The following is a 21,179-nucleotide window of genomic DNA, read 5'->3' on the forward strand; positions in this document are numbered from 1 at the left end:
GCGGAAAAGCCCGAGCCAGACGTTGAAGCGCCCCGCGTGGCTCGGGTAAGGTCGGGGTCATGCAACGACAGGGCCTCGTCATGACCTCCAAGCTGGAACAACTCAAGCAGTACACCACCGTGGTCGCCGACACCGGCGACCTCGACGCCATCAGCCGACTCAAGCCGGTGGATGCCACCACCAACCCCTCGCTGCTGCTCAAGGCCGCCGCCCTGCCACGCTATGCCGAGCTGCTCGACCAGGCCGTGGCCGGCTGCGCTGGCGACCCGGGCCTGGCCTGCGACCGCTTCGGCGTGGCCGTCGGCCAGGAAATCCTCAAGGTGATTCCGGGGCGCATCTCCACCGAGGTGGACGCCCGCCTGTCCTTCGACACCCAGGCCACCCTGCGCCGCGCCGAGCGCCTTGTCGGCCTCTACGACCAGGCCGGTATCGGCCGCGAGCGCGTGCTGATCAAGATCGCCTCGACCTGGGAGGGCATCCGCGCCGCCGAGCAACTGGAAAAGGCCGGCATCCAGACCAACCTGACCCTGCTGTTCTCCTTCGCCCAGGCCGTGGCCTGTGCCGAGGCCGGGGTATTCCTTATCTCGCCCTTCGTCGGACGTATCTACGACTGGTACAAGAAGGCCGAGGGCCGCGACTTCGTCGGCGCCGAGGACCCGGGCGTGAAGTCCGTGTCGCGCATCTACCAGTACTACAAGGCCAACGGCTACGGCACCGTGGTGATGGGCGCAAGCTTCCGCAACCTGGGGCAGATCGAGCAGCTGGCCGGCTGCGACCGCCTGACCATCAGCCCAGAGCTGCTGCAGCAGCTGGCCGACGACCAGGGCCAGTTGCCGCGCATCCTCACCCCCGGCACTGGCGAAGCACGCCAGGCACTGGACGAGAGCGCCTTCCGCTGGGCCATGAACGAAGACGCCATGGCCACCGAGAAGCTGGCCGAAGGCATCCGCCTGTTCGCCCGCGACCAGGAAAAACTGGAGGCGCTGCTGGCCGCTCGCCGCTAGTCCCGGCGCAAACAAAAAGGGCGATATCCGCGGGGATATCGCCCTTTTTTAATGCGCGTTGGCTCGGTCAGCTGCGCTCGAGCGCGTTCACCAGGTCGTGAAAGGCCTCGCGGTTGGACTCGTTGAGCCCCATCAGGATGCGGTGCGCTTCCAGTACCTTGGCCTTGACCACCTCTTCCGACTGATCCTGCGACGGCAGGTCACTCAGGCACTCCGGGCAGGGAATCGGGCGATCGACGATGTTGAACACCTGATCGAAGCCCATCGACTGCAACAGACGGGTGATGTCCTCGTGGGTGGTGACCACGGTGGGCAACAGGCCGATCTTCTGCCGCGACAGAATGGACAGCTTGGCCAGCAGCCCGAGAGTGGTGCTATCGATACTGCGGGTTTCCGTCAGATCGATCACGATCGCCGAGAAATTCAGCGCCGAGAAGATTTTTTCGATTGTTGAATCCAGCGCCGAACACAGGGTCAGGCGGACTTCGCCAATGAACTTCAGAACGAAGGTACCGTCCTGCTCGGCGAACTGGATCCTACCGGGGCTATTCCCAGGATTCATGCAAGGTTCCTGCTCAACACCAGCAAGGCAATATCATCCGGCATATCGCGCAGATTGGCCAGCCCGAACACCTGGCGCAGGCCATCCAGCGTGCCTCCGGCCTCGCTGACCAGTCTGGGCAGCGCGGCTTCCTTCTCTTTGAGCGTGTCGCCGGGCAAAAGGTCCAGAATGCCGTCGGACATCATGCTCAGGCTGAAGGATGGCGGCAGCTGCATCACCAGGTCGTTGTAACTGGCCTCTTCGAACAACCCCACCGGCAGACCACGACCTTCTAGATAGCGGGCCTCGCCCTCGCTGAACAGCACCGGCAGCGGCAGATGCCCGCCGATGCTGTAGGTCAGCTGACCACTCTGCAGGTCGATCACCCCGCCCAGCATGGTCACATGCTTGCCCAGCTTGCAGTTGATCAGGCCACGGTTGATATGGCCGAGCACATCGGACGGCTTGAACTCGGGCAACACGCCATTACGCCGCCACTCGTAGAGCAGACGCGTGGTCATGAACTTGAGCAGCACGGTGACGAAGGCCGAAGAAGCGCCATGGCCGGAAACGTCGGCCAGGTAGAAGGCGACCCGGTGCTCGTCGACACGGAAGTAGTCGGCGAAATCGCCGGACAGGTACAGCGACGGAATGATCTGATGGGCGAAATGCAGGCCGTCCGCCTCCCAGGGCGTGGTCGGCAGCATGTTCATCTGCACCTGACGCCCGGCGTTCTGATCTTCCTGCAGCAGGTGCAGGCTGGCCTGCAACTCGCGGTTGGCCGCCTCCAGCTTCTCGCGGTAGCGCTGGTTCTCCAGGCGCAGGCGCGACCGATCCAGCGCGCGATGCACCGAGTGCTCCAGCACGGCCAGGTCTTCGAGGGGTTTGATCAGGTAGTCGGCAGCGCCCAGACGCAGGGCTTCCACCGCGTCGCTCATGACCCCGGCACCGGACACCACGATGACCGGCATCTCGCTGTTGATCTGACTAATCCGGCGGATCAGTTCGAGGCCGTCGATCTGCGGCATGCGCAGGTCGCAGATGATCAGGTCGGGCTGTTCGCGTTCGAACACTTCCAGCCCCTGCAGCCCGTTTCCGGCCTGCAGCACCTGGAAACTACTGTCCTCTAGATAGGCGGCGAGACTCGCTCGCACCACCTCGTCATCATCGATAAGCAGCAGCTTGGCGCTGGGTTTGTGCATGGGCCATCCAGGCAAACGACGCCGGAAAATGATTGAATTTGCCATCCGCACACAGAAAAACAGCTGTACTCGGACGATTCACGGCGCAGACGGTACTCCCATCTTCCAGGTGATTCAAGCCGCCTGCCGATTGTCGCCCAGCGCCTTTACACCTCAAATCGGCGGGGGTTATAAGACCCTCGGGGAGCGCCCTTAAAACAAGAGGATAGGGTCCATGAGCCAGAATGATCGTGCCTACAGCGAGAAGCGTGACTTCATCCGCATGCAACTCGAAACCCCGGTCACCCTGCATCACGCCGGCAAGGAAATCCAGGCCCTGTGCCTCGACCTGTCCAGCACCGGTATGCAGGTGGAGGCCAACTGCCAGGTCGCCATGGGTGACCAGGTGAAAGTGCACATTCCGTCCGAACACAGCGAACTCAAGGGCCTCGACGCCCACGCCGAAGTGGTGCGCGTTACCCCACTCGAAGATGGCCGCACAGCGATCGGCCTGGCGATACTGTCGATGAGTTGAAACGAGAAAGGCGGCCTAGGCCGCCTTTCTGCTGTTTGCGCTGGACGAATCAGAAGTCGTCCACCACCTCGCCGTCCTTCACCCGGAACTCGCGGTTCTGCAGGTAAGCGTTGCGGACGAAGATGTACTTGTCACCGGAGACCATCTTCTCCGCCGACAGCAGGCTGGCGCGGGTATCGACCACATTCACCGCGCGGGTGACGTTGCGCGTCGGCACATGGTCGATGTAGGGGTAAGGGCCGAGGAAGCTGTCCGGGATCTTGGCCGGCGCGTCGCGCAGGCTGCTCGGGCCGAGGAACGGCACCACCAGATACGGACCACTGCCCAGGCCCCAGGCACCCAGGGTCTGGCCGAAGTCTTCGTCGTTGCGCTGCAGGCCCATCTCGCTGGCCACGTCGAAGAAGCCGAGCAGACCGAAGGTGGTGTTGAAGATCAGGCGGCCGCCGTCGACGCCGGCGTCGTGCACCTTGCCCTGCAACAGGTTGTTGGCCAGGTTGGTGACGTCGCCGATATTGCGAAATACGTTATGTACGCCATCTTCGAAGAACTGCGGGGTAACCGCCTGATAACCCTTGGCCACGGGCTTCAGCGCATAGGTGTCGAGGGTGTCGTTGAAGCTGAACACCGGGCGATTGAAACCTTCCCAGGGGTCTTCATCGGCGGCATTCGCCGCCAGCGGCAGTACGGCCAGCACGGCGCAAGCGCACAGGCGGCCCAGACGATCGAGCCAGCTCGCTTCGATCACTCGCATTTGCAGTCTCCCCATCGCATCAGTAGTGTGGCGGCGCGTGGCCAGCCGGAAATCTTTCCAGGCCGCGCAGTATAAACATCGCGGCCTGATAAGGCAGCAGCATAGCGGACTCCAGCATGCCGGATAAACGCCTACTCCACACCGCCCATATTCCCGTGCGCTGGGGCGACATGGACAACTACGGCCACGTCAACAACACCGTGTACCTGGAATACGTCCAGGAGGCACGGGTGGACTGGTTCACCCGCGTCGGCATCCACATCGATCATGCACCTCAGGGATCGGTGGTCCTGCAGACGTTGCACACCTACCTGAAGCCGGTGGTGCACCCGGCCACCGTGGTGATCGAGCTCTACGCCGGCGCGGTCGGGCGCAGCAGCCTGGTGGTGGAGCACCGCCTGCGCACCCTGGAAGATCCGCACAACTGCTACGGCGAGGGCCACTGCAAGCTGGTCTGGATCGACCATGCCAGCGGCACCTCGGTGCCGGTGCCAGAGGACCTGCGCCAGGTCATGGGCGCGTAACCGGATCGTCATACGCGCTCGTTAGCCTGCCCCGACCGCTTCGGGAAACGAGTCGCATGCCAGAGTCCCCGTTCACTGCCCTGCTCTTCGGCCTCACCGGCTGCCTGGTCGACCATGGCGCCCGCACCCTGCCGATCGCCCTGCAACACAGCGGCCTGAGCGATCCCCAGCACCCGCGCCTGCTGCCGGCGCTGCAAGCCAGCGCCGCCGAACGCGCCGAGACCCTGCCCGGGATAGTCGAGCTGCTGCAGCAGCTGCATACCCGCCATCTGCCCCACGCCTGGCTGGACGAACTGCCAGAGTCCGTCACTCAGATCCTGGCCAGCGCCCTGCCACGCGGCGTTCGCGGTTGTCGCCAGCAGACTGCGCGCCGCTGGCCGGCGCCGGATGCCATCTGGCAGGCCCTCGGCGAACTCGAAGTGGAGCGCCTGGACGGCTGCGTGCTGATCGCCAGCGAGCCACGCCTTCTGCAGGCCGGGCTTAACGCCGGGCTCTGGTGCGTCGGCCTGGCCGCCTGCGGCCCGCTGTGCGGCCTGGCGCTGGGCGACTGGCAGGCGCTGTCCGCCGCCGAGCGCGAGAAACTGCGCGCCCAGGCCACCCTGGAGCTGTACCGCCTCGGCGCACACTCGGTGATCGACCACCCCGGTGAGCTACCCGCCTGCCTGGATGACCTGGCCATACGCCGCAGCAAGGGCGAAAAACCCTGACATCCAAAACTTGTCCTGGATCAGGCAGGCGCAGGTGCCATGGATTAACCTTCAGGCAGAGGGAGCGAACCCGCACACGATGTTCGGGTCAACTCTGCAGTAGCCCAGAAGGAGACGACCATGTCCGCACGCCTGCAGCAACATTTCCAGCAACTGCGCGAAGAGCTCGCCGCCGATACCCCGCTGGACGCGGATGACCGCGCCGCGCTGCTTGAGCTGATGCAGGAGATCGACCTGAAACTGGCCAAGGAGCTGGCCAGCGATCCAGACGCCACCCTGGTCGACGGCGTCAACCTGGCAGTCGAGCGCTTCGAGAGCCAGCACCCGACCCTCACCGGCACCCTGCGCAATATCCTGCAGAGCCTGGCCAACATGGGCATCTAGCCCGACCGCCCAACAAAAAGCCCGCATTCGCGGGCTTTTTCGTTACTGGCGCACCAGGCGGCGGTTGTCCGGCGTGATCGCCTCGGTGCTGCGGTAGGGGTTGATGTCCAGCCCGCCACGGCGCACATAGCGTGCGTAAACCGTCAGCCGCTCGGGCTGCAGCAGGCGCTGCAGGTCGAGGAACACCCGCTCCACGCACTGCTCGTGGAAATCCTGGTGCTGGCGGAAGCTCACCACGTAAGCCAGCAGGCTCGCCGCCTCCAGGCGCGGGCCGCGGTAGTCGACGACCAGCGTGCCCCAGTCAGGCTGGCCGGTGACCGGGCAGTTGGATTTCAGCAGGTGGCTGTAGAGCACCTCTTCCACTACCTGATCGGCGCAGCGCAGCAGCTCCGGCCGCGGATGGGCGTAGTCGCTGACCGCGATCTCCAGGTCGTCGATGCAACGCCCCGGCAAATTCGCCACGCCCTCGGCGGCCACCTCGTCGAGGCTGCGCACACGCACGCGCACCGGCGCACCGGCGCAGGCCGACAGGTCGCGCGCCAGCAGCCGCTCGACCTCCGCCGCGTCGGCGTAGGCGCTCTGGTTCAGCGAGTTGAGGTAGAGCTTGAACGACTTGGACTCGATGATGTTCGGTGAGTCGGCCGGGATGGCGAACTCGCCGATGGCCACCACCGGCTTGCCGGAGGGCGTCAGCCAGGACAGCTCGTAGCAGTTCCAGTAGTCCACGCCCTGGTACGGCAGCTTGCCGGCCTCCAGCCCCAGTTCGGCCCACTTGGTGGTGCGGGAAATGGGGAACAGCAGTTCGGGGGCGTACTGGGAAACGTACTCGCTGGATTTGCCCAGCGGCGAGTGTTCGGCGGGATGCTGCATGGCGGTGGCCTGAGAAACGAAAAACGGCGGGCATTGTACTCCATGCCCGCCCTCCTCTCGTCCCCCGTAGCCCGGATGCAATCCGGTGACGGAGTAGCCTGCTTCCCGGATTGCATCCGGGCTACAGGCGGGCTTACTCCCTCTCCCACAGGAGAGTGGGGGTGATTCACAGCCAGAACTTCAACCCCACTACCCAGGCGCCCTCCTCGTCGTGCTCGCCTTCTTCGCGCAGCCAGTCGCCGGTGCGGCCGTAGCTCTTCTCCCAGACGTAGCCGACATAGGGCGAGAACTGCGGGCTGACCCGGTAGTTCAGGCGCAGGCCCGCCTCCAGGGTGCTGCCACCGGCGCCGACGCCCAGATCACGGTCGTCGGCCAGCGCCAGGTCGTACTCCAGCTTGGGTTCCAGCACCCAGCGCTGGGTCAGCAGCAGCTCGTACTCGGCTTCGACGCGCATCGAGGGGTCGCCGCGTTCGCTGACGAACAAGTTGGCGTCCAGCTCGATCCACTGCGGCGCCAACCCCTTGAGGCCGAGCACCGCATAGGCGCGCGAAGGGCCCGGCTGGTCGTCATGACGCAGGCCGGCCTGCCAATCGAAGAATTCGCTGGCCATGCGCCGGTACAGCAGCTGGGTCTCGCTGGACTCGGTGGGGCCGCCATCAGCGCGCTCGCCGCTGCTTTTCAGCACCGCCTTGTGCAGGTCGTTGCCGTAGGTCGCCTCCAGCTCCCAGGCCAGCGCCTGCTCATCGCCGTCGAAGCGCTGCTCCAGGTGATCCACGGCCAGCTTGGCCACCGGCATGGCGTCCATATGTTGCTCCATGGCCAGCGCCGGGGTGGCCAGCAGCAGCGCCGACAGCAGATTAATGGTGCGCATGTTTGCTCTCCTTGGCCGCTGGTTGCTCGCTATAGAACGGCTGGGTACTGCCATCGGCCGCCTCCACCACGATCTTGCGGAACATGCCGCTGCCCATGTGGTAGATCAGGTGACAGTGGAAGGCCCACTCACCCATGGCATCGACCGGCACGTCGACTTCCAGGGTCTGCCCCGGCACCACGTTGACCACGTGCTTGAGCGGGTTGAACTGGCCGTTGCCCTTGTCCAGCTGCATCCACATGCCGTGCAGGTGCATGGGGTGGTTCATCATGGTCTGGTTGACGAAGCGGAAGCGCACCCGCTCGCCGAACTTGAGGCGGATCGGCTCGGCCTCGGAGTACTTCACGCCGTTGAACGACCAGAAGTAGCGCTCCATGTTGCCGGTCAGCTGCAGCTCGATGGTGCGGTCCGGCGCGCGGTAACCAGCGGCCGGACGCATGGCCTTGAGGTCGCCGTAGACCAGCACCCGTCCACCCTCCACCGGCTCGGGGGCGATACCACTGCCGGCGGCGTAGTCCGGATTGTTCGCCTGGGCCATGGCCGCGTGGTTCATCGCGCCATGGTCCATCCCGGCCATCTGCGCGTGATCCATCCCGGCCATCGCCGAGTGATCCATACCCGCCATATTCGAATGATCCATGCCCTGCATGGCTGAATGATCCATACCAGCCATACCGCCATGATCCATCCCGGCATGGGCCATGCCCATATCGGCCATGGTCAGCAGGCGCGGCTCGCGTAGCGCCGGCACCTCGCCCTGCATGCCGGGGCGCGGCGCCAGGGTGGCGCGGGCATAGCCACGCCGGTCCATCGACTCGGCGAACAGGGTATAGGCCTTGTCCTCGCGCGGCTGGACGATCACGTCATAGGTCTCGGCCACGGCAATGCGCAGCTGATCCACCACCACCGGCTGCACATCGTTGCCGTCGGCCTGCACCACGGTCATGGCCAGGCCGGGGATGCGCAGATCGAAGTAGCTCATGCCCGAGCCGTTGATGATGCGCAGGCGTACCCGCTCGCCCGGCTTGAACAGCGCAGTCCAGTTCTGCTCGGTATCGCGGCCGTTGACCAGGAATCGGAAGCCGCTGACATCGGCGATGTCGGTCTTGGCCATGCGCATATTGCCCCAGTCCCAGCGGTCCTTAAGCGCCGCGCCCCAGCCATCGCGTTTGGCGTCACGGAACAGATCGCCAAGGGTCGGCTGCTGGTCGTTGTAGTAGTCGGCCTGCTTCTTCAGGTTGGCCAGGGTGCGTTCCGGCCTCTCGTCCTGCCAGTCGAACAGCAGCACGGTGTATTCGCGGTCGTAGCGGTACGGCTCGCGTTTTTTCGGCTCGATGATCAGCGGGCCGTAGATGCCCTCCTGCTCCTGGAAGTCTGCATGGGCGTGGTACCAGTAGGTGCCGGACTGGTTGAGGGTGAAGCGGTAGGTGAAGGTCTCGCCGGGCTGGATGCCGGGGAAGCTGATGCCCGGCACGCCATCCTGGGTGTAGGGCAGGATGATGCCGTGCCAGTGCAGCGCGGTCATGCGATCCAGCTTATTGGTGACGGCGATCTCCACTTCTTCGCCTTCCTGGAAGCGCAGCTCCGGCGCCGGACTCTGCCCGTTGACGGTCAGCGCCGGCCGCACGCCGTCGGAGAAGCGCACCAGGCCCTCGTCGATCACCAGTTCATAACGACCAGCTTGGGCAACCAGGCTCAGGCCCAGCAGTCCGGCGGCAAGTAGCAGGCGTTTCACGGCTGCACCTCGACGTTACCGACCATGCCGGCCTGGTAATGGCCGGGGATGTTGCAGGCGAACTCCAGGCCGGTAGCCTGGGCGAAGGTCCAGGTCAGCTCGGCGCTCTGCCCCGGTTCGAGCATCACCGTGTTGGGGTCGTCGTGAGTCATCTTGCCGTACTGCATGCCGCTCATGTCGTGCTGGCTATGGTCCATCTTGCTCATGTCGTGCTGCATGGCGGTCGGCGTCAGCATGCCCATCTGCTGCATCATCAACATGTGCTTCTGGTGCTCGGCATGCATGGCGGCGTCGCCCAGGCTGAACTCGTGCAGCAGCGCGCCCTCGTTCTTCAGCACGAAACGCACGGTCTCGCCGGCCTTGACCTGCACCGAAGCCGGTTCGTAGTACATGTCGCCCAGGGTGATCTCGACGGTACGATCGGCATCGGCAGCCTTGGCCGGCTTGCCGAAAGTGTGATGGCTCTGGTCGGCCAGCGCCGGCAGGCTGAGGGCGCAGAGCAGCGGCAGAACAAAACGTGCGGACATGAGTAAGGCTCCGGGGATGGAAGATGCCCCACTCTAGGCCGCAGCAACTGGCGTCAAGCTGACGCGAAGATTACAACTTTGTCAGCTGGGTTCATTCAGCCCGGCGCCTGGCGTATAAAGCCGGCAACGCCCCTGCCTTGCGAATGCCCCGATGAAGCTGCTGATCGTCGAAGACGAACCCAAGACCGGCCAGTACCTGCGCCAGGGCCTGGCCGAGGCTGGCTTCGCCGTGGAGCTGGCCGGCGACGGCGTCAGCGGCGAGCAGCTGGCGCTGTCCGGCGAGCATGACCTGCTGATCCTCGACGTGATGCTGCCCGGCCGCGACGGCTGGCAGATCCTGCGCAGCGTGCGCGCGGCCGGGCTGGACGTGCCGGTGCTGTTTCTCACCGCCCGCGACGCGGTGGAAGACCGCGTACGCGGCCTGGAGGCCGGCGCCGACGACTACCTGGTCAAGCCCTTTGCCTTCACCGAGCTTCTGGCGCGGGTGCGCACGCTGTTGCGGCGCAGCAATGGCGCACCGCAGGACAACACCCTGCAGCTGGCCGACCTGAGCCTCGACCTGCTGCGCCGCCGTGCCGAGCGCGGCGGCCAGCGCATCGAGCTGACCGCCAAGGAGTTCGCCCTGCTGGAACTGCTGCTGCGCCGCCAGGGCGAGGTACTGCCCAAGTCGCTGATCGCCTCGCAGGTGTGGGACATGAACTTCGACAGCGACACCAACGTCATCGAGGTAGCCATCCGCCGCCTGCGCGCCAAGGTCGACGACGGCTTCGCCCAGCCGCTAATCCACACCGTGCGCGGCATGGGCTATGTGCTGGAGGCGCGCGCCTGATGTCACTGGCCAACCGCCTCGCCCTGCTGTTCGCCGCCTGCACCGCCGCCGTGGCGCTGCTGGCCGGCGCGCTGTTCAGCCGCGCCAGCGAAATGCACTTCATCGAACTCGACCAGCAGCAGCTGCAGGGCAAGCTGGCGGTATTCACCGAGCTGCTGCAGGGCGTGACCAGCACCACGGCGCTGGTTGCGCGGCGCCCGGCGCTGGAACAGGAACTGCAGCGCCACCCTGAACTGGCGCTGCGCATCGAGGGGCCGGACGGCCAGGTCTGGTTCAGCAGCCGCGCGCTGCCGGACAGCCTGCCGCACACGCAGCACTGGAATCACCAGGACACCGCCTACCGGGTGATGAGCACGAAGCAGGGCGACCTGCGCCTGACCCTGCTGCTGGACATCACCCACCACCAGCACTTCCTCGAACAGATGCAGCGGCTGATCTGGCTGTGCGTCGGCCTCTCGGCCCTGGCCACCGCCCTGCTCGGTGCCTGGGTCGCGCGCCGCGGCCTGCGCCCGCTACGCCAGATGACCCGGGTGACCCAGCAGGTCTCCGCCAGCTCGCTGACCGCGCGCCTGCCGGCGGACGCCCTGCCGGCCGAACTGGGCGAGCTGGCCGCGTCGTTCAACGCCATGCTGGCTCGCCTGGAAGACGCCTTCGCCCGCCTCTCGGCCTTCTCCGCCGACATCGCCCACGAGCTGCGCACGCCGCTGTCCAACCTGCTGACCCAGACCCAGGTCATCCTCAGCCAGCCGCGCGCTCTGGAGGACTACCAGGAAGCCCTGCACTCCAACCTGGAGGAGCTGCAGCACCTGGCGCAGATGGTCGGCGACATGCTGCTGCTGGCCAAGGCCGACAACGGCCTGCTGCAGACCCGCCGCGAGACGCTCGCCCTGGAGCGGGAACTGACGGCGCTGGCCGAATACTTCACCCCGCTGGCCGAGGAAGCCGGGGTGCACCTACACGTTGACGGCCAGGCCGCGCTGAGCGCCGACCGCGCCCTGCTGCACCGCGCCCTGAGCAACCTGATCGACAACGCCCTGCGCTTCACCCCGCGCGGCGGCGAGCTGCACCTGAGCAGCGCGCAACAGGGTGCCAAGGTGCGCATCGAGGTGGCCAACCAGGGCCCCGAGATCCCCTTGGATCTTCGCGAGCGCCTGTTCGACCGCTTCTACCGCGCCGACCCGGCACGCCGCGAGGGCGGCGCCGAACACGCCGGGCTGGGCCTAGCCATCGCCCGCTCCATCGTCCAGGCCCACGGTGGCGCGATTCGCTGCGAGTCGGCCGAGGGCTGGACGCGCTTTATCCTGGAGTTTCCCGCCTAAGAGCCTACTTCGGATCGCGGAAACTCCCCTCTCCCACTTGTGGGAGAGGGGCTGGGGGAGAGGGTATTGGTCAGCTCGCCCTCTCCCGTGAAAGGCAGAGGAGGCAAAAGCAGTCCGCCGCTGTATCTCCACTCGGCTAAATCGATACACCCCCCCATGAGCAGGGATGTACGTGCATCGCCCCTGCACGCCGAGCCAGGGCATTGGTCGCAGAAATTTGCCAGGCCCACTGTTGCCCGACAGAATCGCCCGCCGTTCCGGCCCGACGTGCCGGATGATCGTGGTGAGCAGAGGCAGCAGTTGAACGAACAAAGATTGTCCGAGCGCCTGGAGCGCGTGGCGGCGCATATCCCGGCAGGCGCGCGGCTGGCCGATATCGGCTCGGATCACGGCTATCTGCTCGTAGCCTTGATGACGCGCGGCGTCATCGCGGCGGCGGTGGCCGGCGAGGTGGCGTTGACGCCCTTTCACGCGGCGCAACGAACCGTGCGTGAAAATGGCCTGAGCCAGCGAATCGCCGTGCGTCTGGCCAATGGCCTGGCGGCGATCGAGCCGGAAGACCGAATCAGCGCCATCAGCCTCTGCGGCATGGGCGGCGAGACGATCCGCGACATCCTCGACCGCGACAAGGCACGCCTTACCGGCTACGAGCGCCTGATCCTGCAGCCCAACGGCGGCGAGCAACCCCTGCGCCAATGGCTGATGGACAATGGCTACCGCATCCTCCACGAGGAAGTACTGCGGGAAAACCGCTTCAACTACGAAATCATCGTCGCCGAACGCACCGGGCCGGTGCGCTATAGCACCCAGGAGCTGTACTTCGGCCCACTGCAATTACAGAAGCGCAGCCCAGCCTTTCTGGCCAAATGGCAGCGCCTATTGCATCTGAAGCGACGAACCCTGACCCACTTCGCCCAGGCTCGGCAGGCCGTACCTGAAGACAAGGTGCAAGAGCTCACCCAACAGGTCGGGTGGATCGTCGAACTGCTCGTTCAAGCCTGAATTAAACAGAGCAGCAACCACAAATCCAGTGCACTTCAATTGCCGTCACCGGGCGCTTAGGGCGACCTGAAACCTGTTACGCGGCTGACTACAAACTGGAGACAATGATGTGGGTTAATGGGTTATTTTTAATGAAAGTTAATAATTTCAACTACACACTATCTATGTATGTGACGACTTTCGACTCAGAAGCGAAGGTAATCATCTGGAAATCCAGAGTATCAAGTAAGCAGGCCAATGAGATTTGCAACTCAATTCTGACTGGCAACTGTCCATGCCATTCTGCAAGTGGATTCACGGATTGGCTGAGAGCGGACCTAGATGTCAGACTCGAAAATGAGGCACCGCAACAAGCATGGCGTATCCAAAACAATGCTTACTCAACATTGTGCGGAGTATTCATCCATGGAGGGGATTGGTCTCTTGATGACTACTGTCGATACGGCCATATTTGCGAGACGGTATTTGGCAATCTAAAAACTGTGTCACTTGGCTGGATGGAAGCGAAAACCGAAGCGCCATTTAGTCTTATTTTTTGTCACTGATGCAGCATTAGTAGGAGACCCAATGAAAGCACGAATTGCATCATCAGACTTCTGGGAACGTATCGAGTCATCCTTTGGAACATCCGGTGGCGTATACAAGGTAGCGTGCCTTCAAGCAGTGGACTCAGATGAAACCATTCCGGTGCAGCGACTTCTGGGCACAGACTCAGAAGGTGTGCTCTACATTGGAATGGCTGCATCCTTCATTGATCGAGTCATAGATCTCAAGAAAAGTCTCTCGCCACAGCACCTATCCCGAGGGCATGAATGTGGTGTACGAATAAAAAAACACAAAGCAATTTCTGAAGCATTCCCCTATGAGCAGCTTGTGATTTCATTGATTAGCTCAGATTCGCCCCGAGCCACAGAAAGCCAGGCGTTAGAGGAATACTTCGCCACTTACGGGGAACTTCCGCCCCTTAACAGAGCTGGCTGACTAATATGGTAAAGAGCGGGGTAGTTAGGCAATGAGGCACAGATCTATTTACAAGCCAAACAGCCCCTCCTGGCCATTAGCAACCACCCCCAGCCTGCAAACAACCTAAGCCAACCCAACCTCGCCCCGCTCCACCTTGATCGGCCGCCAGCGGCGCAGCAGCATGTACAGCGTCGGCACCACGAACAGGGTGAAGAAGGTGCCCACCAGCAGGCCGCCGACGATGACCATGCCGATCTGCTGGCGGCTCTCGGCGCCGGCGCCGCTGGCGATAGCCAGGGGTACCGCGCCGAGGACCATCGCGCCGGTGGTCATCAGGATCGGCCGCAGGCGCTGCAGCGCCGCCTCCAGTACCGCCTCGCCCAAATCGCGGCCTTCGCGCAGCAGGTGGTTGGCGAACTCGACGATAAGGATGCCGTGCTTGGTGATCAGCCCGATCAGGGTCACCAGGCCGACCTGCGAGTAGATGTTCAGGGTGCCGCCGAACAGGGTCAGCGCCAGCAGCGCGCCGGCCATCGACAGCGGCACGCTGAACAGGATGATCAGCGGGTCGAGGAAGCTCTCGAACTGCGCCGCCAGCACTAGGAAGATGAACACCAGGGCCAGCACGAAGATAAGCGCCATCCCGCTCTCGGACTCCTTGAAGTCACGCGAGGTACCGGTGTAGTCGAACTGGGTGTCAGGCGGGAAGATCGCCCGCGCCCGCTCCTCCAGGTGATCGAGCGCTTGGCCCAGGGTGTAGCCGGAGCCGACGTTGGCGGTGACCGTTACCGCGCGCAGCTGGTTGAAGTGATTGAGCTCGCGCGGCGCCACCGTCTCGCGCACCTCGATCAGGTTGGACAGCTGCACCATGCTGCCGTCGCGACCGCGCACGTAGACGCGGTTGAGGTCGTCCGGGTTGCTGCGGTCGACGTCCTGCAACTGCACCAGCACGTCGTACTGCTCGCCGTTCTGCTTGAAGCGGGTCACCTGGCGGCTGCCGAACAGGCTCTCCAGGCTGCGACCGATGGTGGCCACGTCAGTGCCCACCGCCACCGCCTGCTCGCGGTTGACCGTGACCTTGAGCTGCGGCGTGTTGAGCTTAAGGTCGCTGTCCAGGCTTTCCAGGCCCGGGTAGTCGCGCACCTCGGCCAGCAACTGCTCGACGTAGGGCTGCAGCTCGGCGTATTCCAGCGAGGAGCGGATGACGAAGTTGACCGGCTGGTTACGCGCGCTCTGCCCCAGCGGCGGCCGGTTGATCGGGAAGGCGCGCACGCCGGGGATGTCCTGCAGCTTGGGCAGCAGCTCGTCGCGGATCTCGAACTGGCTGCGCTCACGCTCGTCCCAGTCCTCCAGCTTCATGAACGACAGGCCCTGGGCCACCGTGGGGAAACCGACTATGACCATGTAGCGGTTGGCCTCGGGGATGGAGGCGTAGGCCTCCTCCAGCTGTTTGGCGTAGCGGCTGGTGTAGCCGAGGGTGGCGCCGTCCGGGCCGTTGATCGAGCCGACTATGGTGCCGGTGTCCTCGGTTGGCGCCAGCTCGCTGCGCAGGCCGAGGAACAGCCAGGCGCACAGGGCGAGCATCGCTGCCAGCACCACCAGCATCAGCCACCAGGCGCGCAGCACCCGCTGCAGCAGGCGCCCATAGCCCTGATTCAGCCCCTCCAGACCGCGCTCGATGAGGTTGTACAGGCGACTGTGGTGCTGCTGCGGCGAATGCGCCTTGAGCAGGTAGGCGCACATCACCGGCGACAGGGTCAGGGCGACGAAGCCGGACACCAGCACGGCACCGGCCAGGGTCCAGGCGAATTCGGTAAAGAGTTTTCCCGTCGTGCCCTGCATGAAGCCGATCGGCGCGTACACCGCGGCCAGGGTCAGGGTCATGGCGATCACCGGGAAAGCAATCTCGCGGCTGCCGACAAAGGCCGCCTGCAGGGGGCGCATGCCCTGCTCGATGTGCCGGTGGATGTTCTCCAGCACCACGATGGCGTCGTCCACCACCAGGCCGATAGCCAGCACCATGGCCAGCAGGGTCAGGGTGTTGATGGAGAAGCCCATCAGCGCCATCAGCGCGCAGGCGCCAATCAGCGACACCGGGATGGTTACCAGCGGGATCAGGGTGGCGCGCAGCGAGCGGAGGAACAGGAAGATGATCAGGATGACCAGCAGCACCGCTTCCCAGATGGTGGTGTAGACGTTGTCGATCGACTCGCGAATGAACTGCGAGTTGTCGTTCGACACCTGCATCTCCATGCCCTCGGGCAGTAGCTTGCGGATGCTCGGCAGCGCCTGCTCCAGGCCATCGGAGATGTCCAGCGGGTTGGCCGTGGCCTGCTTGATCATCCCCACGGCCACCGCCGAGCGGCCATTGAAGCGCGCCAGGGTGCGTTCGTCGGCGGCGCCGATCTCGGCGTAGCCGACGTCGGCCAGGCGCAGCAGGTAGCCGCGCGAGTCGTCGAGGATCAACTGGTTGAATTGCTCGGGGGTCCGCAGGTCGGTCTCCGCCAGCACGGAAAACTCGCGCTGCACCGACTCGATGCGCCCGGCGGGAATCTCCACGTTCTGCCGGCGCAGGGCGTCCTCCACGTCCTGCACCGTCAGGTCATGCGCGGCCAGCTTCTCCGGATCCAGCCAGATGCGCATGGCATAGGTGCGCGCCCCGCGGATCAGCACCTCGGACACGCCGGGAATGGTCTGCAGACGATCCTGCACCACCCGCTCGATCACGTCGGTGATCTCCATGGCGGAGAAACGCTCGCTGTAGAAGGCCAGCCAGATCACCGGCTGGGCGTCGGCCTCGACCTTCTGCACCATCGGTTCGTTGATCTCGTCCGGCAGCAGGCTGCGCACCCGGCCCAGGCGGTCGCGCACGTCGTTGGCCGCCTCGTCGGAGTCGGTGCCGAGGCGGAACTGCGCGGTGATCTGGGTGTTCTCCGAGCGGCTGATGGAGCTGACGAAGTCCAGGCCCTCGATGCCGGAGAGCACGTCCTCGACCGGCTGGGCGACCTGCGACTCCATGATCTCCGGGCTGGCGCCGGGGTACATGACGTTGACCGTGACGATCGGCACGTCGATGTTGGGGTATTCGCGCACCGCCAGGCGCTGGTAGGCCAGCAGGCCGAGCAGCACGATGATCAGCGACAGCACGGTGGCGAACACCGGCCGGCGGATGCAGATGTCGGACAGGGTCATTGCAACTCACCCCGCGGTTCGCTGCGCACCTCGCGGCCCGGCGCGACCTTCTGCCAGCCGGCACTGATCAGCGTCTCGCTGCCGTCCAGACCCTCGACCACCTCGGCCTTGCCGCGCTGGCGCTGGCCCAGGCGGATCTGCCGGCGCTCGACCTTGCCGTCCACCACCAGGTTGACGAACAGCAACTGACCCAGCGGCATCACCGCCTCTTCCGGAATCAGCAGGGCCTGCGGGCGCTCGGCGAGGATCACCGAGACCTTGACGAACTGCCCGGGCTTGAGGCGCTGGTCGGCATTGGCCACCTGCGCGCGCAGCGCCTGGCTGCGGCCGACTTCGTCCAGGCGCGGGTTGAGGGCGATGATCTCGCCACGGAAACGCTCGCCGGGATAGGCGTCCAGGCTCAACTCGATGGCCTGGCCCAGGCGCACCTGGCTGACCGCCTTCTGCGGGATGCGGAAGTCCACCTTGAGCGGGTCGAGCACTTCCAGGTTGACGATATTGTCGCCGGCGCTGAGGTAGTCGCCAGCGCTGACCAGGCGCAGGCCGAGCACGCCGTCGTAGGGCGCGCGGATCTGCGTCTTGTCCAAGCGCGCCTGGGCCAGGGCCAGGCTGGCGCGCGCCGCCTGCAGCTGCGACTGCGCCTCGTCGAGGGTCTGCGCATTACTGGCGCCGCGCTTGAACAGCATCTGCGTGCGCTCGAAGCTCTTCTCGGCCAGGTCCAGGTTGGCGCGAGCCTGGGCCAGCTCGGCGCGGGCGATGGCGTCATCCAGGCTGACCAGCAGATCACCGGCCTTGACCGCCTGGCCCTCACGGAACTGCAGGCTGGCGACGCGGCCGTCGACTTCCGGACGGATCATGGTCGACTCGTCCGAACGCAGCGAGCCGAAGGTCACCAGCTCGTCGCGCACCAGCGCTCGCTCGGGCTGCACCACTTCCACCAGTGGAGGTCGCTCGGCCAGGGCCGCAGGCGCGGCGATGGCGAGCAGGGAAGCGATGAACAGGGCGTGACGGCGGCGGATAGTCATCGAGCGACCTCTTGTTGTCCAAGCGGTCGAGTCTAACGATGCCGACCGGGCTTGCCGACCGCCGAAAATGTTACGCGATGCTTACTGGCGCATGCCGCGGCCGCTCTTCAGCAGGCGAATGCAGACGACGTAGAGCACCGTGCTGGCCAGCAGCATCATGCCGATGGCAATGCCGATATTGATGTCGGACACGCCGAGGATGCCGTAGCGGAAGGCGTTGACCATGTGCAGGATCGGGTTGGCCAACGACACCGTCTGCCAGAACTCGGGCAGCAGGCTGATCGAGTAGAACACCCCGCCCAGGTAGGTCAGCGGCGTCAGTACGAAGGTCGGGATGATCGAGATATCGTCGAAGTTGCGCGCATACACCGCGTTGATGAAACCGCCCAAGGAGAAGGTGATGGCGGTGAGCAGGATCACCAGCACCGTCACGCCCAGGTGATGCACCTGCAGCTGGGTGAAGAACAGCGACAGCAGGGTGACGATGAAGGCCACCGCCAGGCCGCGCAGCGCACCGCCGATGGTGTAGCCGATGAGGATGGTGTGCGGCGATACCGGCGACACCAGCAGCTCCTCGACGTTGCGCTGGAACTTGCTGGAGAAGAAGCTCGACACCACGTTGCTGTAGGAGTTGGTGATCACCGACATCATGATCAGGCCGGGCACGATGAACTCCATGTAGGAGTACTGCCCCACGCCGCCGACCTGGCTGCCGATCAGGCGGCCGAAGATCACGAAGTACAGGGCCATGGTGATGGCCGGCGGCAGCAGGGTCTGCGCCCAGATGCGCATGAAGCGCCGCACTTCGCGGCGCACGATGGTCTGCAGGGCGACCCAGTTGGAGGCGAGTTCCGGGCTCATTTGGCCACCTTTTCCAGGTTCTTCTCGACCAGGGAGACGAACAGCTCCTCCAGGCGGTTGCTCTTGTTGCGCAGGCTGAGCACCTCGACCTTCTGCGCCGCCAGCTGGCGGAACAGATCGTTGATGCCCTGGCTCTTCTCCACCTGCACTTCCAGGGTGTGGTCGTCGACCAGCTGCGCCGGGTAGCCACTCAGCTGCGGCATGACCAGGGTCGCTTCCTTGAGGTCGAGGAGGAAGGTTTCCACGTGCAGCGTCTTCAGCAGGTCCTTCATGCTGGAGCGCTCGACGATGCGGCCGTGGTCGATGATGCCGATGTTACGGCAGAGCTGCTCGGCCTCCTCCAGGTAGTGGGTGGTGAGGATGATGGTGATGCCCTGCTGGTTTAGCTCGGTGAGGAAGCTCCACATCGAGCGGCGCAGTTCGATGTCCACGCCGGCGGTGGGCTCGTCGAGGATCAGCAGGCGCGGCTGGTGGATCAGCGCGCGGGCGATCATCAGGCGGCGCTTCATGCCGCCGGACAGCTCGCGCGAGGCGTTGTTGCGCTTGTCCCACAGGCCGAGCTGGGTCAGGTACTGCTCGGCGCGCTCCCTGGCCAGCTTGAGCGGGATGCCGTAGTAGCCGGCCTGGGTGGTGAGGATGTCGAAGCACTTCTCGAACTGGTTGAAGTTGAACTCCTGCGGCACCACGCCCAGGCAGCGCTTGAGGCCGGAGGGGTCGCGATCGAGGTCGTGGCCGAACACCTCGACCGTGCCGCCGCTCTTGTTCACCAGGGTGGAGAGGATGCCGATGGTGGTGGACTTGCCGGCGCCGTTGGGGCCCAGCAAGGCGAAGAAGTCGCCCTCTTCCACCTCCAGGTCGATGCCCCTGAGGGCCTGGAAGCCATTAGCGTAGGTCTTGGTCAGCTGCCGGATGGACAGTGCAGAGGTCATGTTGTGCGCTTACTTCGGCAAGGGGATGGCTTAGATAAGGTCGCGCGCGGCTATTTGCAACCTCTGGTTACAGACTAGCCTGCCCGCTCGGCGCCGCGAAAAGAAGCCCGCCGAACTGATGTCAGCTATCGACGCGCTTCATGGCGGCGACTTCGGCCTGCAGGTCGCCGCGCAGGAAGGCCGAATCCACCTCGAACAGGTGCGGGTAGCACTGGCGCAGGTGAGCGAAGAACAGCTCCACCGGCAGATCGTCGAACTGGCCGTGGTCGACCAGGTACTCCATGTAGCGCTCGCCTTTGGCGTTGAAGGGATGGAATACGCTGTCCGCGCGCCCGTCGAACTCCAGCGGCGCCACCTTGAACATCCGGCACAGTGCCAGGTTGAAGGCGGGCGTGGCCTTGACCCAGCGCCCCTCAAGGAACAGCTCGGTGTAGCCATGCATGGCGAACACTTCGCTGCGCAGCATCTCGATCAGGCGCGGGGTGGACAGGTGATTGCGCACGTCGGCCAGACCGATGCGCGCGGGAATCCCGCAGTGCCGCGCACAGGCCGCCAGCAGCAGGGCCTTGGGCACGCAGTAGGACTCCCCCGCCGCCAGCGCGTGGCTGGCTTTGAGCGTGTCGTGGTCGGCGCTGAATACGTAGGGGTTGTAGCGGATCTCGTCGCGCACCGCCCGATACAGATTGACCGCCTGTTCGCGCGGGTCGCGGCTGGCACCGCGCCAGCGCTCGGCGAAGTCGATGACCAGCGGGTGATCGCTGTCGATGAAGCGGGCGGGGCTGAGGCTGGCGTGCATGCATGTCTCCCTGTTTGCCCCAGTCTAACGGCGCCACCCCGTGCCGAAAGCGGCAATCCGGCCAAGCATGGCGGCCCTGTCGCCGCGCGGTGTGCCTCTCTATAATCCGCGTCCGTTCATGTTTTCAGGACTCGCACCATGGCTACCCACTACCTCGACCATCACCTCGCCCTGCTCGCCCACCTGCGCGGCATCCTGGTCGCCCTGGGCGAAGCCGAACAGGTGGAGGACGACAGCCACGCGCTGTTCCTCGAACGCTTCGACGAGCTGGTCGCGCAGCTGCCCAGCGATCCGGAGAGCAGCCAGTACCTGGGCCAGGACATCATCAGCCAGGTGTTCCATCGCTACCCGCAGATCGCCCATCTGGTGCCGCGCGACCTGCTGTGGTTCTTCGGCGGCGACTGCCTGCACTTCATGCCGGATGAAGAAATCGCCCTCTACCAGCGCCTCGACGAGCGCCGCTTCGAGGCCGAGGAAAACGACGAGCCGTTCGACTGGAACCGGGAAAAACAGCTGCTGGCCCTGCCCGACGACAGCGCCCAGCACTGAAACGAAAAAGCCCCGCTGATGCGGGGCTTTTTCATGGCCTTGCGGCCACAAACGAAAACGCCACCCGAGTGGGTGGCGTTTCGT

The 21,179-nt window shown here is 64.7% G+C and carries 22 protein-coding genes; 10 read left to right on the top strand and 12 right to left on the bottom strand.

Annotated features, from left to right (window positions below):
• Window positions 1-80: 80 nt before the first annotated feature.
• On the top strand, window positions 81-1,004 hold the full coding sequence (tal, locus tag PA6_RS13980; RefSeq protein WP_021701580.1) for a transaldolase: 924 nt from the start codon (window positions 81-83) through the stop codon (window positions 1,002-1,004).
• A 67-nt stretch (window positions 1,005-1,071) separates the two neighbouring features.
• Here tal and rssC read toward each other — a convergent pair whose 3' ends face one another.
• Window positions 1,072-1,566, bottom strand: a complete 495-nt coding sequence (rssC, locus tag PA6_RS13985) for an anti-sigma factor antagonist RssC (RefSeq protein WP_021701581.1) — start codon at window positions 1,564-1,566, stop codon at window positions 1,072-1,074.
• Entirely contained in the window at window positions 1,563-2,747 is a 1,185-nt protein-coding gene (gene rssB, locus PA6_RS13990) for a two-component system response regulator RssB (RefSeq protein ID WP_021701582.1), read from the bottom strand. The genes rssC and rssB overlap by 4 nt, the downstream gene beginning before the upstream one ends.
• 214 nt (window positions 2,748-2,961) lie before the next feature.
• Between rssB and PA6_RS13995 the strand changes: the two genes are divergently transcribed.
• A complete protein-coding gene (locus PA6_RS13995) occupies window positions 2,962-3,261 on the top strand; it encodes a PilZ domain-containing protein (RefSeq protein WP_021701583.1) in 300 nt (99 codons plus the stop codon).
• Window positions 3,262-3,310: 49 nt separating this feature from the next.
• Here the strand turns inward: PA6_RS13995 and PA6_RS14000 are convergent, their stop codons facing one another.
• Window positions 3,311-4,012, bottom strand: coding sequence for an MlaA family lipoprotein (locus PA6_RS14000; protein WP_021701584.1), 702 nt, complete (start codon window positions 4,010-4,012; stop codon window positions 3,311-3,313).
• A 116-nt stretch (window positions 4,013-4,128) separates the two neighbouring features.
• On the opposite strand from PA6_RS14000, the gene PA6_RS14005 reads away from it, so the two are divergent.
• From PA6_RS14005 to PA6_RS14015, 3 genes are all read left to right on the top strand, one after another.
• The gene (locus PA6_RS14005) at window positions 4,129-4,536 is read left to right on the top strand and encodes an acyl-CoA thioesterase (RefSeq protein WP_021701585.1); all 408 of its coding nucleotides are present in this window, start codon (window positions 4,129-4,131) and stop codon (window positions 4,534-4,536) included.
• Window positions 4,537-4,592: 56 nt separating this feature from the next.
• Window positions 4,593-5,243, top strand: a complete 651-nt coding sequence (locus tag PA6_RS14010) for a phosphonoacetaldehyde hydrolase (protein WP_021701586.1) — start codon at window positions 4,593-4,595, stop codon at window positions 5,241-5,243.
• Window positions 5,244-5,363: 120 nt separating this feature from the next.
• The gene (locus PA6_RS14015) at window positions 5,364-5,627 is read left to right on the top strand and encodes a DUF4404 family protein (RefSeq protein WP_021701587.1); all 264 of its coding nucleotides are present in this window, start codon (window positions 5,364-5,366) and stop codon (window positions 5,625-5,627) included.
• Between the two features lie 42 nt (window positions 5,628-5,669).
• Here PA6_RS14015 and queF read toward each other — a convergent pair whose 3' ends face one another.
• The 4 genes from queF to PA6_RS14035 form a co-directional block, all read right to left on the bottom strand.
• Window positions 5,670-6,497, bottom strand: coding sequence for an NADPH-dependent 7-cyano-7-deazaguanine reductase QueF (queF, locus tag PA6_RS14020; RefSeq protein ID WP_021701588.1), 828 nt, complete (start codon window positions 6,495-6,497; stop codon window positions 5,670-5,672).
• Window positions 6,498-6,663: 166 nt separating this feature from the next.
• Window positions 6,664-7,368: a copper resistance protein B gene (locus PA6_RS14025; RefSeq protein ID WP_021701589.1), complete on the bottom strand. Its 705-nt coding sequence runs from the start codon at window positions 7,366-7,368 to the stop codon at window positions 6,664-6,666.
• Window positions 7,355-9,103 carry a copper resistance system multicopper oxidase gene (locus PA6_RS14030; RefSeq protein ID WP_021701590.1) on the bottom strand — a complete coding sequence of 583 codons (1,749 nt, stop codon included), beginning with the start codon at window positions 9,101-9,103 and terminating at the stop codon, window positions 7,355-7,357. Before PA6_RS14030 ends, PA6_RS14025 begins: the two co-directional genes overlap by 14 nt.
• Window positions 9,100-9,630, bottom strand: coding sequence for a cupredoxin domain-containing protein (locus tag PA6_RS14035; RefSeq protein ID WP_021701591.1), 531 nt, complete (start codon window positions 9,628-9,630; stop codon window positions 9,100-9,102). The genes PA6_RS14030 and PA6_RS14035 overlap by 4 nt, the downstream gene beginning before the upstream one ends.
• A 151-nt stretch (window positions 9,631-9,781) precedes the next feature.
• Between PA6_RS14035 and PA6_RS14040 the strand changes: the two genes are divergently transcribed.
• The 4 genes from PA6_RS14040 to PA6_RS23425 all read left to right on the top strand — a co-directional run bounded on the left by PA6_RS14040 (window position 9,782) and on the right by PA6_RS23425 (window position 13,761).
• Entirely contained in the window at window positions 9,782-10,459 is a 678-nt protein-coding gene (locus tag PA6_RS14040; protein ID WP_021701592.1) for a heavy metal response regulator transcription factor, read from the top strand.
• Window positions 10,459-11,778: a heavy metal sensor histidine kinase gene (locus PA6_RS14045; RefSeq protein ID WP_021701593.1), complete on the top strand. Its 1,320-nt coding sequence runs from the start codon at window positions 10,459-10,461 to the stop codon at window positions 11,776-11,778. The genes PA6_RS14040 and PA6_RS14045 overlap by 1 nt, the downstream gene beginning before the upstream one ends.
• 300 nt (window positions 11,779-12,078) lie before the next feature.
• Window positions 12,079-12,780 carry a tRNA (adenine(22)-N(1))-methyltransferase gene (locus PA6_RS14050; RefSeq protein ID WP_043216716.1) on the top strand — a complete coding sequence of 234 codons (702 nt, stop codon included), beginning with the start codon at window positions 12,079-12,081 and terminating at the stop codon, window positions 12,778-12,780.
• Window positions 12,781-13,347: 567 nt separating this feature from the next.
• Window positions 13,348-13,761: a hypothetical protein gene (locus tag PA6_RS23425; protein ID WP_021701596.1), complete on the top strand. Its 414-nt coding sequence runs from the start codon at window positions 13,348-13,350 to the stop codon at window positions 13,759-13,761.
• Window positions 13,762-13,866: 105 nt separating this feature from the next.
• Here the strand turns inward: PA6_RS23425 and PA6_RS14055 are convergent, their stop codons facing one another.
• The 5 genes from PA6_RS14055 to PA6_RS14075 all read right to left on the bottom strand — a co-directional run bounded on the left by PA6_RS14055 (window position 13,867) and on the right by PA6_RS14075 (window position 20,546).
• Window positions 13,867-16,935: an efflux RND transporter permease subunit gene (locus PA6_RS14055; RefSeq protein WP_021701597.1), complete on the bottom strand. Its 3,069-nt coding sequence runs from the start codon at window positions 16,933-16,935 to the stop codon at window positions 13,867-13,869.
• A complete protein-coding gene (locus PA6_RS14060) occupies window positions 16,932-17,960 on the bottom strand; it encodes an efflux RND transporter periplasmic adaptor subunit (protein WP_021701598.1) in 1,029 nt (342 codons plus the stop codon). Before PA6_RS14060 ends, PA6_RS14055 begins: the two co-directional genes overlap by 4 nt.
• Before the next feature lie 81 nt (window positions 17,961-18,041).
• The gene (locus tag PA6_RS14065) at window positions 18,042-18,821 is read right to left on the bottom strand and encodes an ABC transporter permease (protein WP_021701599.1); all 780 of its coding nucleotides are present in this window, start codon (window positions 18,819-18,821) and stop codon (window positions 18,042-18,044) included.
• Window positions 18,818-19,750 (bottom strand): ABC transporter ATP-binding protein, encoded by a 933-nt coding sequence (locus tag PA6_RS14070; RefSeq protein WP_021701600.1) that lies wholly within the window; start codon window positions 19,748-19,750, stop codon window positions 18,818-18,820. The genes PA6_RS14065 and PA6_RS14070 overlap by 4 nt, the downstream gene beginning before the upstream one ends.
• A 121-nt stretch (window positions 19,751-19,871) precedes the next feature.
• Window positions 19,872-20,546, bottom strand: coding sequence for a transglutaminase-like domain-containing protein (locus PA6_RS14075; protein WP_021701601.1), 675 nt, complete (start codon window positions 20,544-20,546; stop codon window positions 19,872-19,874).
• 138 nt (window positions 20,547-20,684) lie between these two features.
• Here PA6_RS14075 and PA6_RS14080 point away from each other — a divergent pair, with 138 nt between their 5' ends.
• Window positions 20,685-21,095, top strand: a complete 411-nt coding sequence (locus PA6_RS14080; RefSeq protein WP_021701602.1) for a PA2817 family protein — start codon at window positions 20,685-20,687, stop codon at window positions 21,093-21,095.
• The last annotated feature ends 84 nt before the right edge of the window (window positions 21,096-21,179 follow it).

Source organism: Aquipseudomonas alcaligenes NBRC 14159 (assembly GCF_000467105.1).
GTDB lineage: Bacteria > Pseudomonadota > Gammaproteobacteria > Pseudomonadales > Pseudomonadaceae > Aquipseudomonas > Aquipseudomonas alcaligenes.

What these genes read in the sequence shown, in the direction of transcription:
- PA6_RS14000 (WP_021701584.1), bottom strand. Translation starts at nt 4,012, where the DNA reads ATGCGAGTGATCGAAGCGAGCTGGCTCGATCGTCTGGGCCGCCTGTGC.
- rssB (WP_021701582.1), bottom strand. Translation starts at nt 2,747, where the DNA reads ATGCACAAACCCAGCGCCAAGCTGCTGCTTATCGATGATGACGAGGTG.
- PA6_RS14005 (WP_021701585.1), top strand. Translation starts at nt 4,129, where the DNA reads ATGCCGGATAAACGCCTACTCCACACCGCCCATATTCCCGTGCGCTGG.
- PA6_RS23425 (WP_021701596.1), top strand. Translation starts at nt 13,348, where the DNA reads ATGAAAGCACGAATTGCATCATCAGACTTCTGGGAACGTATCGAGTCA.
- PA6_RS14070 (WP_021701600.1), bottom strand. Translation starts at nt 19,750, where the DNA reads ATGACCTCTGCACTGTCCATCCGGCAGCTGACCAAGACCTACGCTAAT.
- PA6_RS14025 (WP_021701589.1), bottom strand. Translation starts at nt 7,368, where the DNA reads ATGCGCACCATTAATCTGCTGTCGGCGCTGCTGCTGGCCACCCCGGCG.
- PA6_RS14075 (WP_021701601.1), bottom strand. Translation starts at nt 20,546, where the DNA reads ATGCACGCCAGCCTCAGCCCCGCCCGCTTCATCGACAGCGATCACCCG.
- PA6_RS14060 (WP_021701598.1), bottom strand. Translation starts at nt 17,960, where the DNA reads ATGACTATCCGCCGCCGTCACGCCCTGTTCATCGCTTCCCTGCTCGCC.
- PA6_RS14080 (WP_021701602.1), top strand. Translation starts at nt 20,685, where the DNA reads ATGGCTACCCACTACCTCGACCATCACCTCGCCCTGCTCGCCCACCTG.
- PA6_RS14015 (WP_021701587.1), top strand. Translation starts at nt 5,364, where the DNA reads ATGTCCGCACGCCTGCAGCAACATTTCCAGCAACTGCGCGAAGAGCTC.
- PA6_RS14045 (WP_021701593.1), top strand. Translation starts at nt 10,459, where the DNA reads ATGTCACTGGCCAACCGCCTCGCCCTGCTGTTCGCCGCCTGCACCGCC.
- PA6_RS13995 (WP_021701583.1), top strand. Translation starts at nt 2,962, where the DNA reads ATGAGCCAGAATGATCGTGCCTACAGCGAGAAGCGTGACTTCATCCGC.
- queF (WP_021701588.1), bottom strand. Translation starts at nt 6,497, where the DNA reads ATGCAGCATCCCGCCGAACACTCGCCGCTGGGCAAATCCAGCGAGTAC.
- PA6_RS14065 (WP_021701599.1), bottom strand. Translation starts at nt 18,821, where the DNA reads ATGAGCCCGGAACTCGCCTCCAACTGGGTCGCCCTGCAGACCATCGTG.
- PA6_RS14035 (WP_021701591.1), bottom strand. Translation starts at nt 9,630, where the DNA reads ATGTCCGCACGTTTTGTTCTGCCGCTGCTCTGCGCCCTCAGCCTGCCG.
- PA6_RS14010 (WP_021701586.1), top strand. Translation starts at nt 4,593, where the DNA reads ATGCCAGAGTCCCCGTTCACTGCCCTGCTCTTCGGCCTCACCGGCTGC.
- tal (WP_021701580.1), top strand. Translation starts at nt 81, where the DNA reads ATGACCTCCAAGCTGGAACAACTCAAGCAGTACACCACCGTGGTCGCC.
- PA6_RS14055 (WP_021701597.1), bottom strand. Translation starts at nt 16,935, where the DNA reads ATGACCCTGTCCGACATCTGCATCCGCCGGCCGGTGTTCGCCACCGTG.
- PA6_RS14040 (WP_021701592.1), top strand. Translation starts at nt 9,782, where the DNA reads ATGAAGCTGCTGATCGTCGAAGACGAACCCAAGACCGGCCAGTACCTG.
- rssC (WP_021701581.1), bottom strand. Translation starts at nt 1,566, where the DNA reads ATGAATCCTGGGAATAGCCCCGGTAGGATCCAGTTCGCCGAGCAGGAC.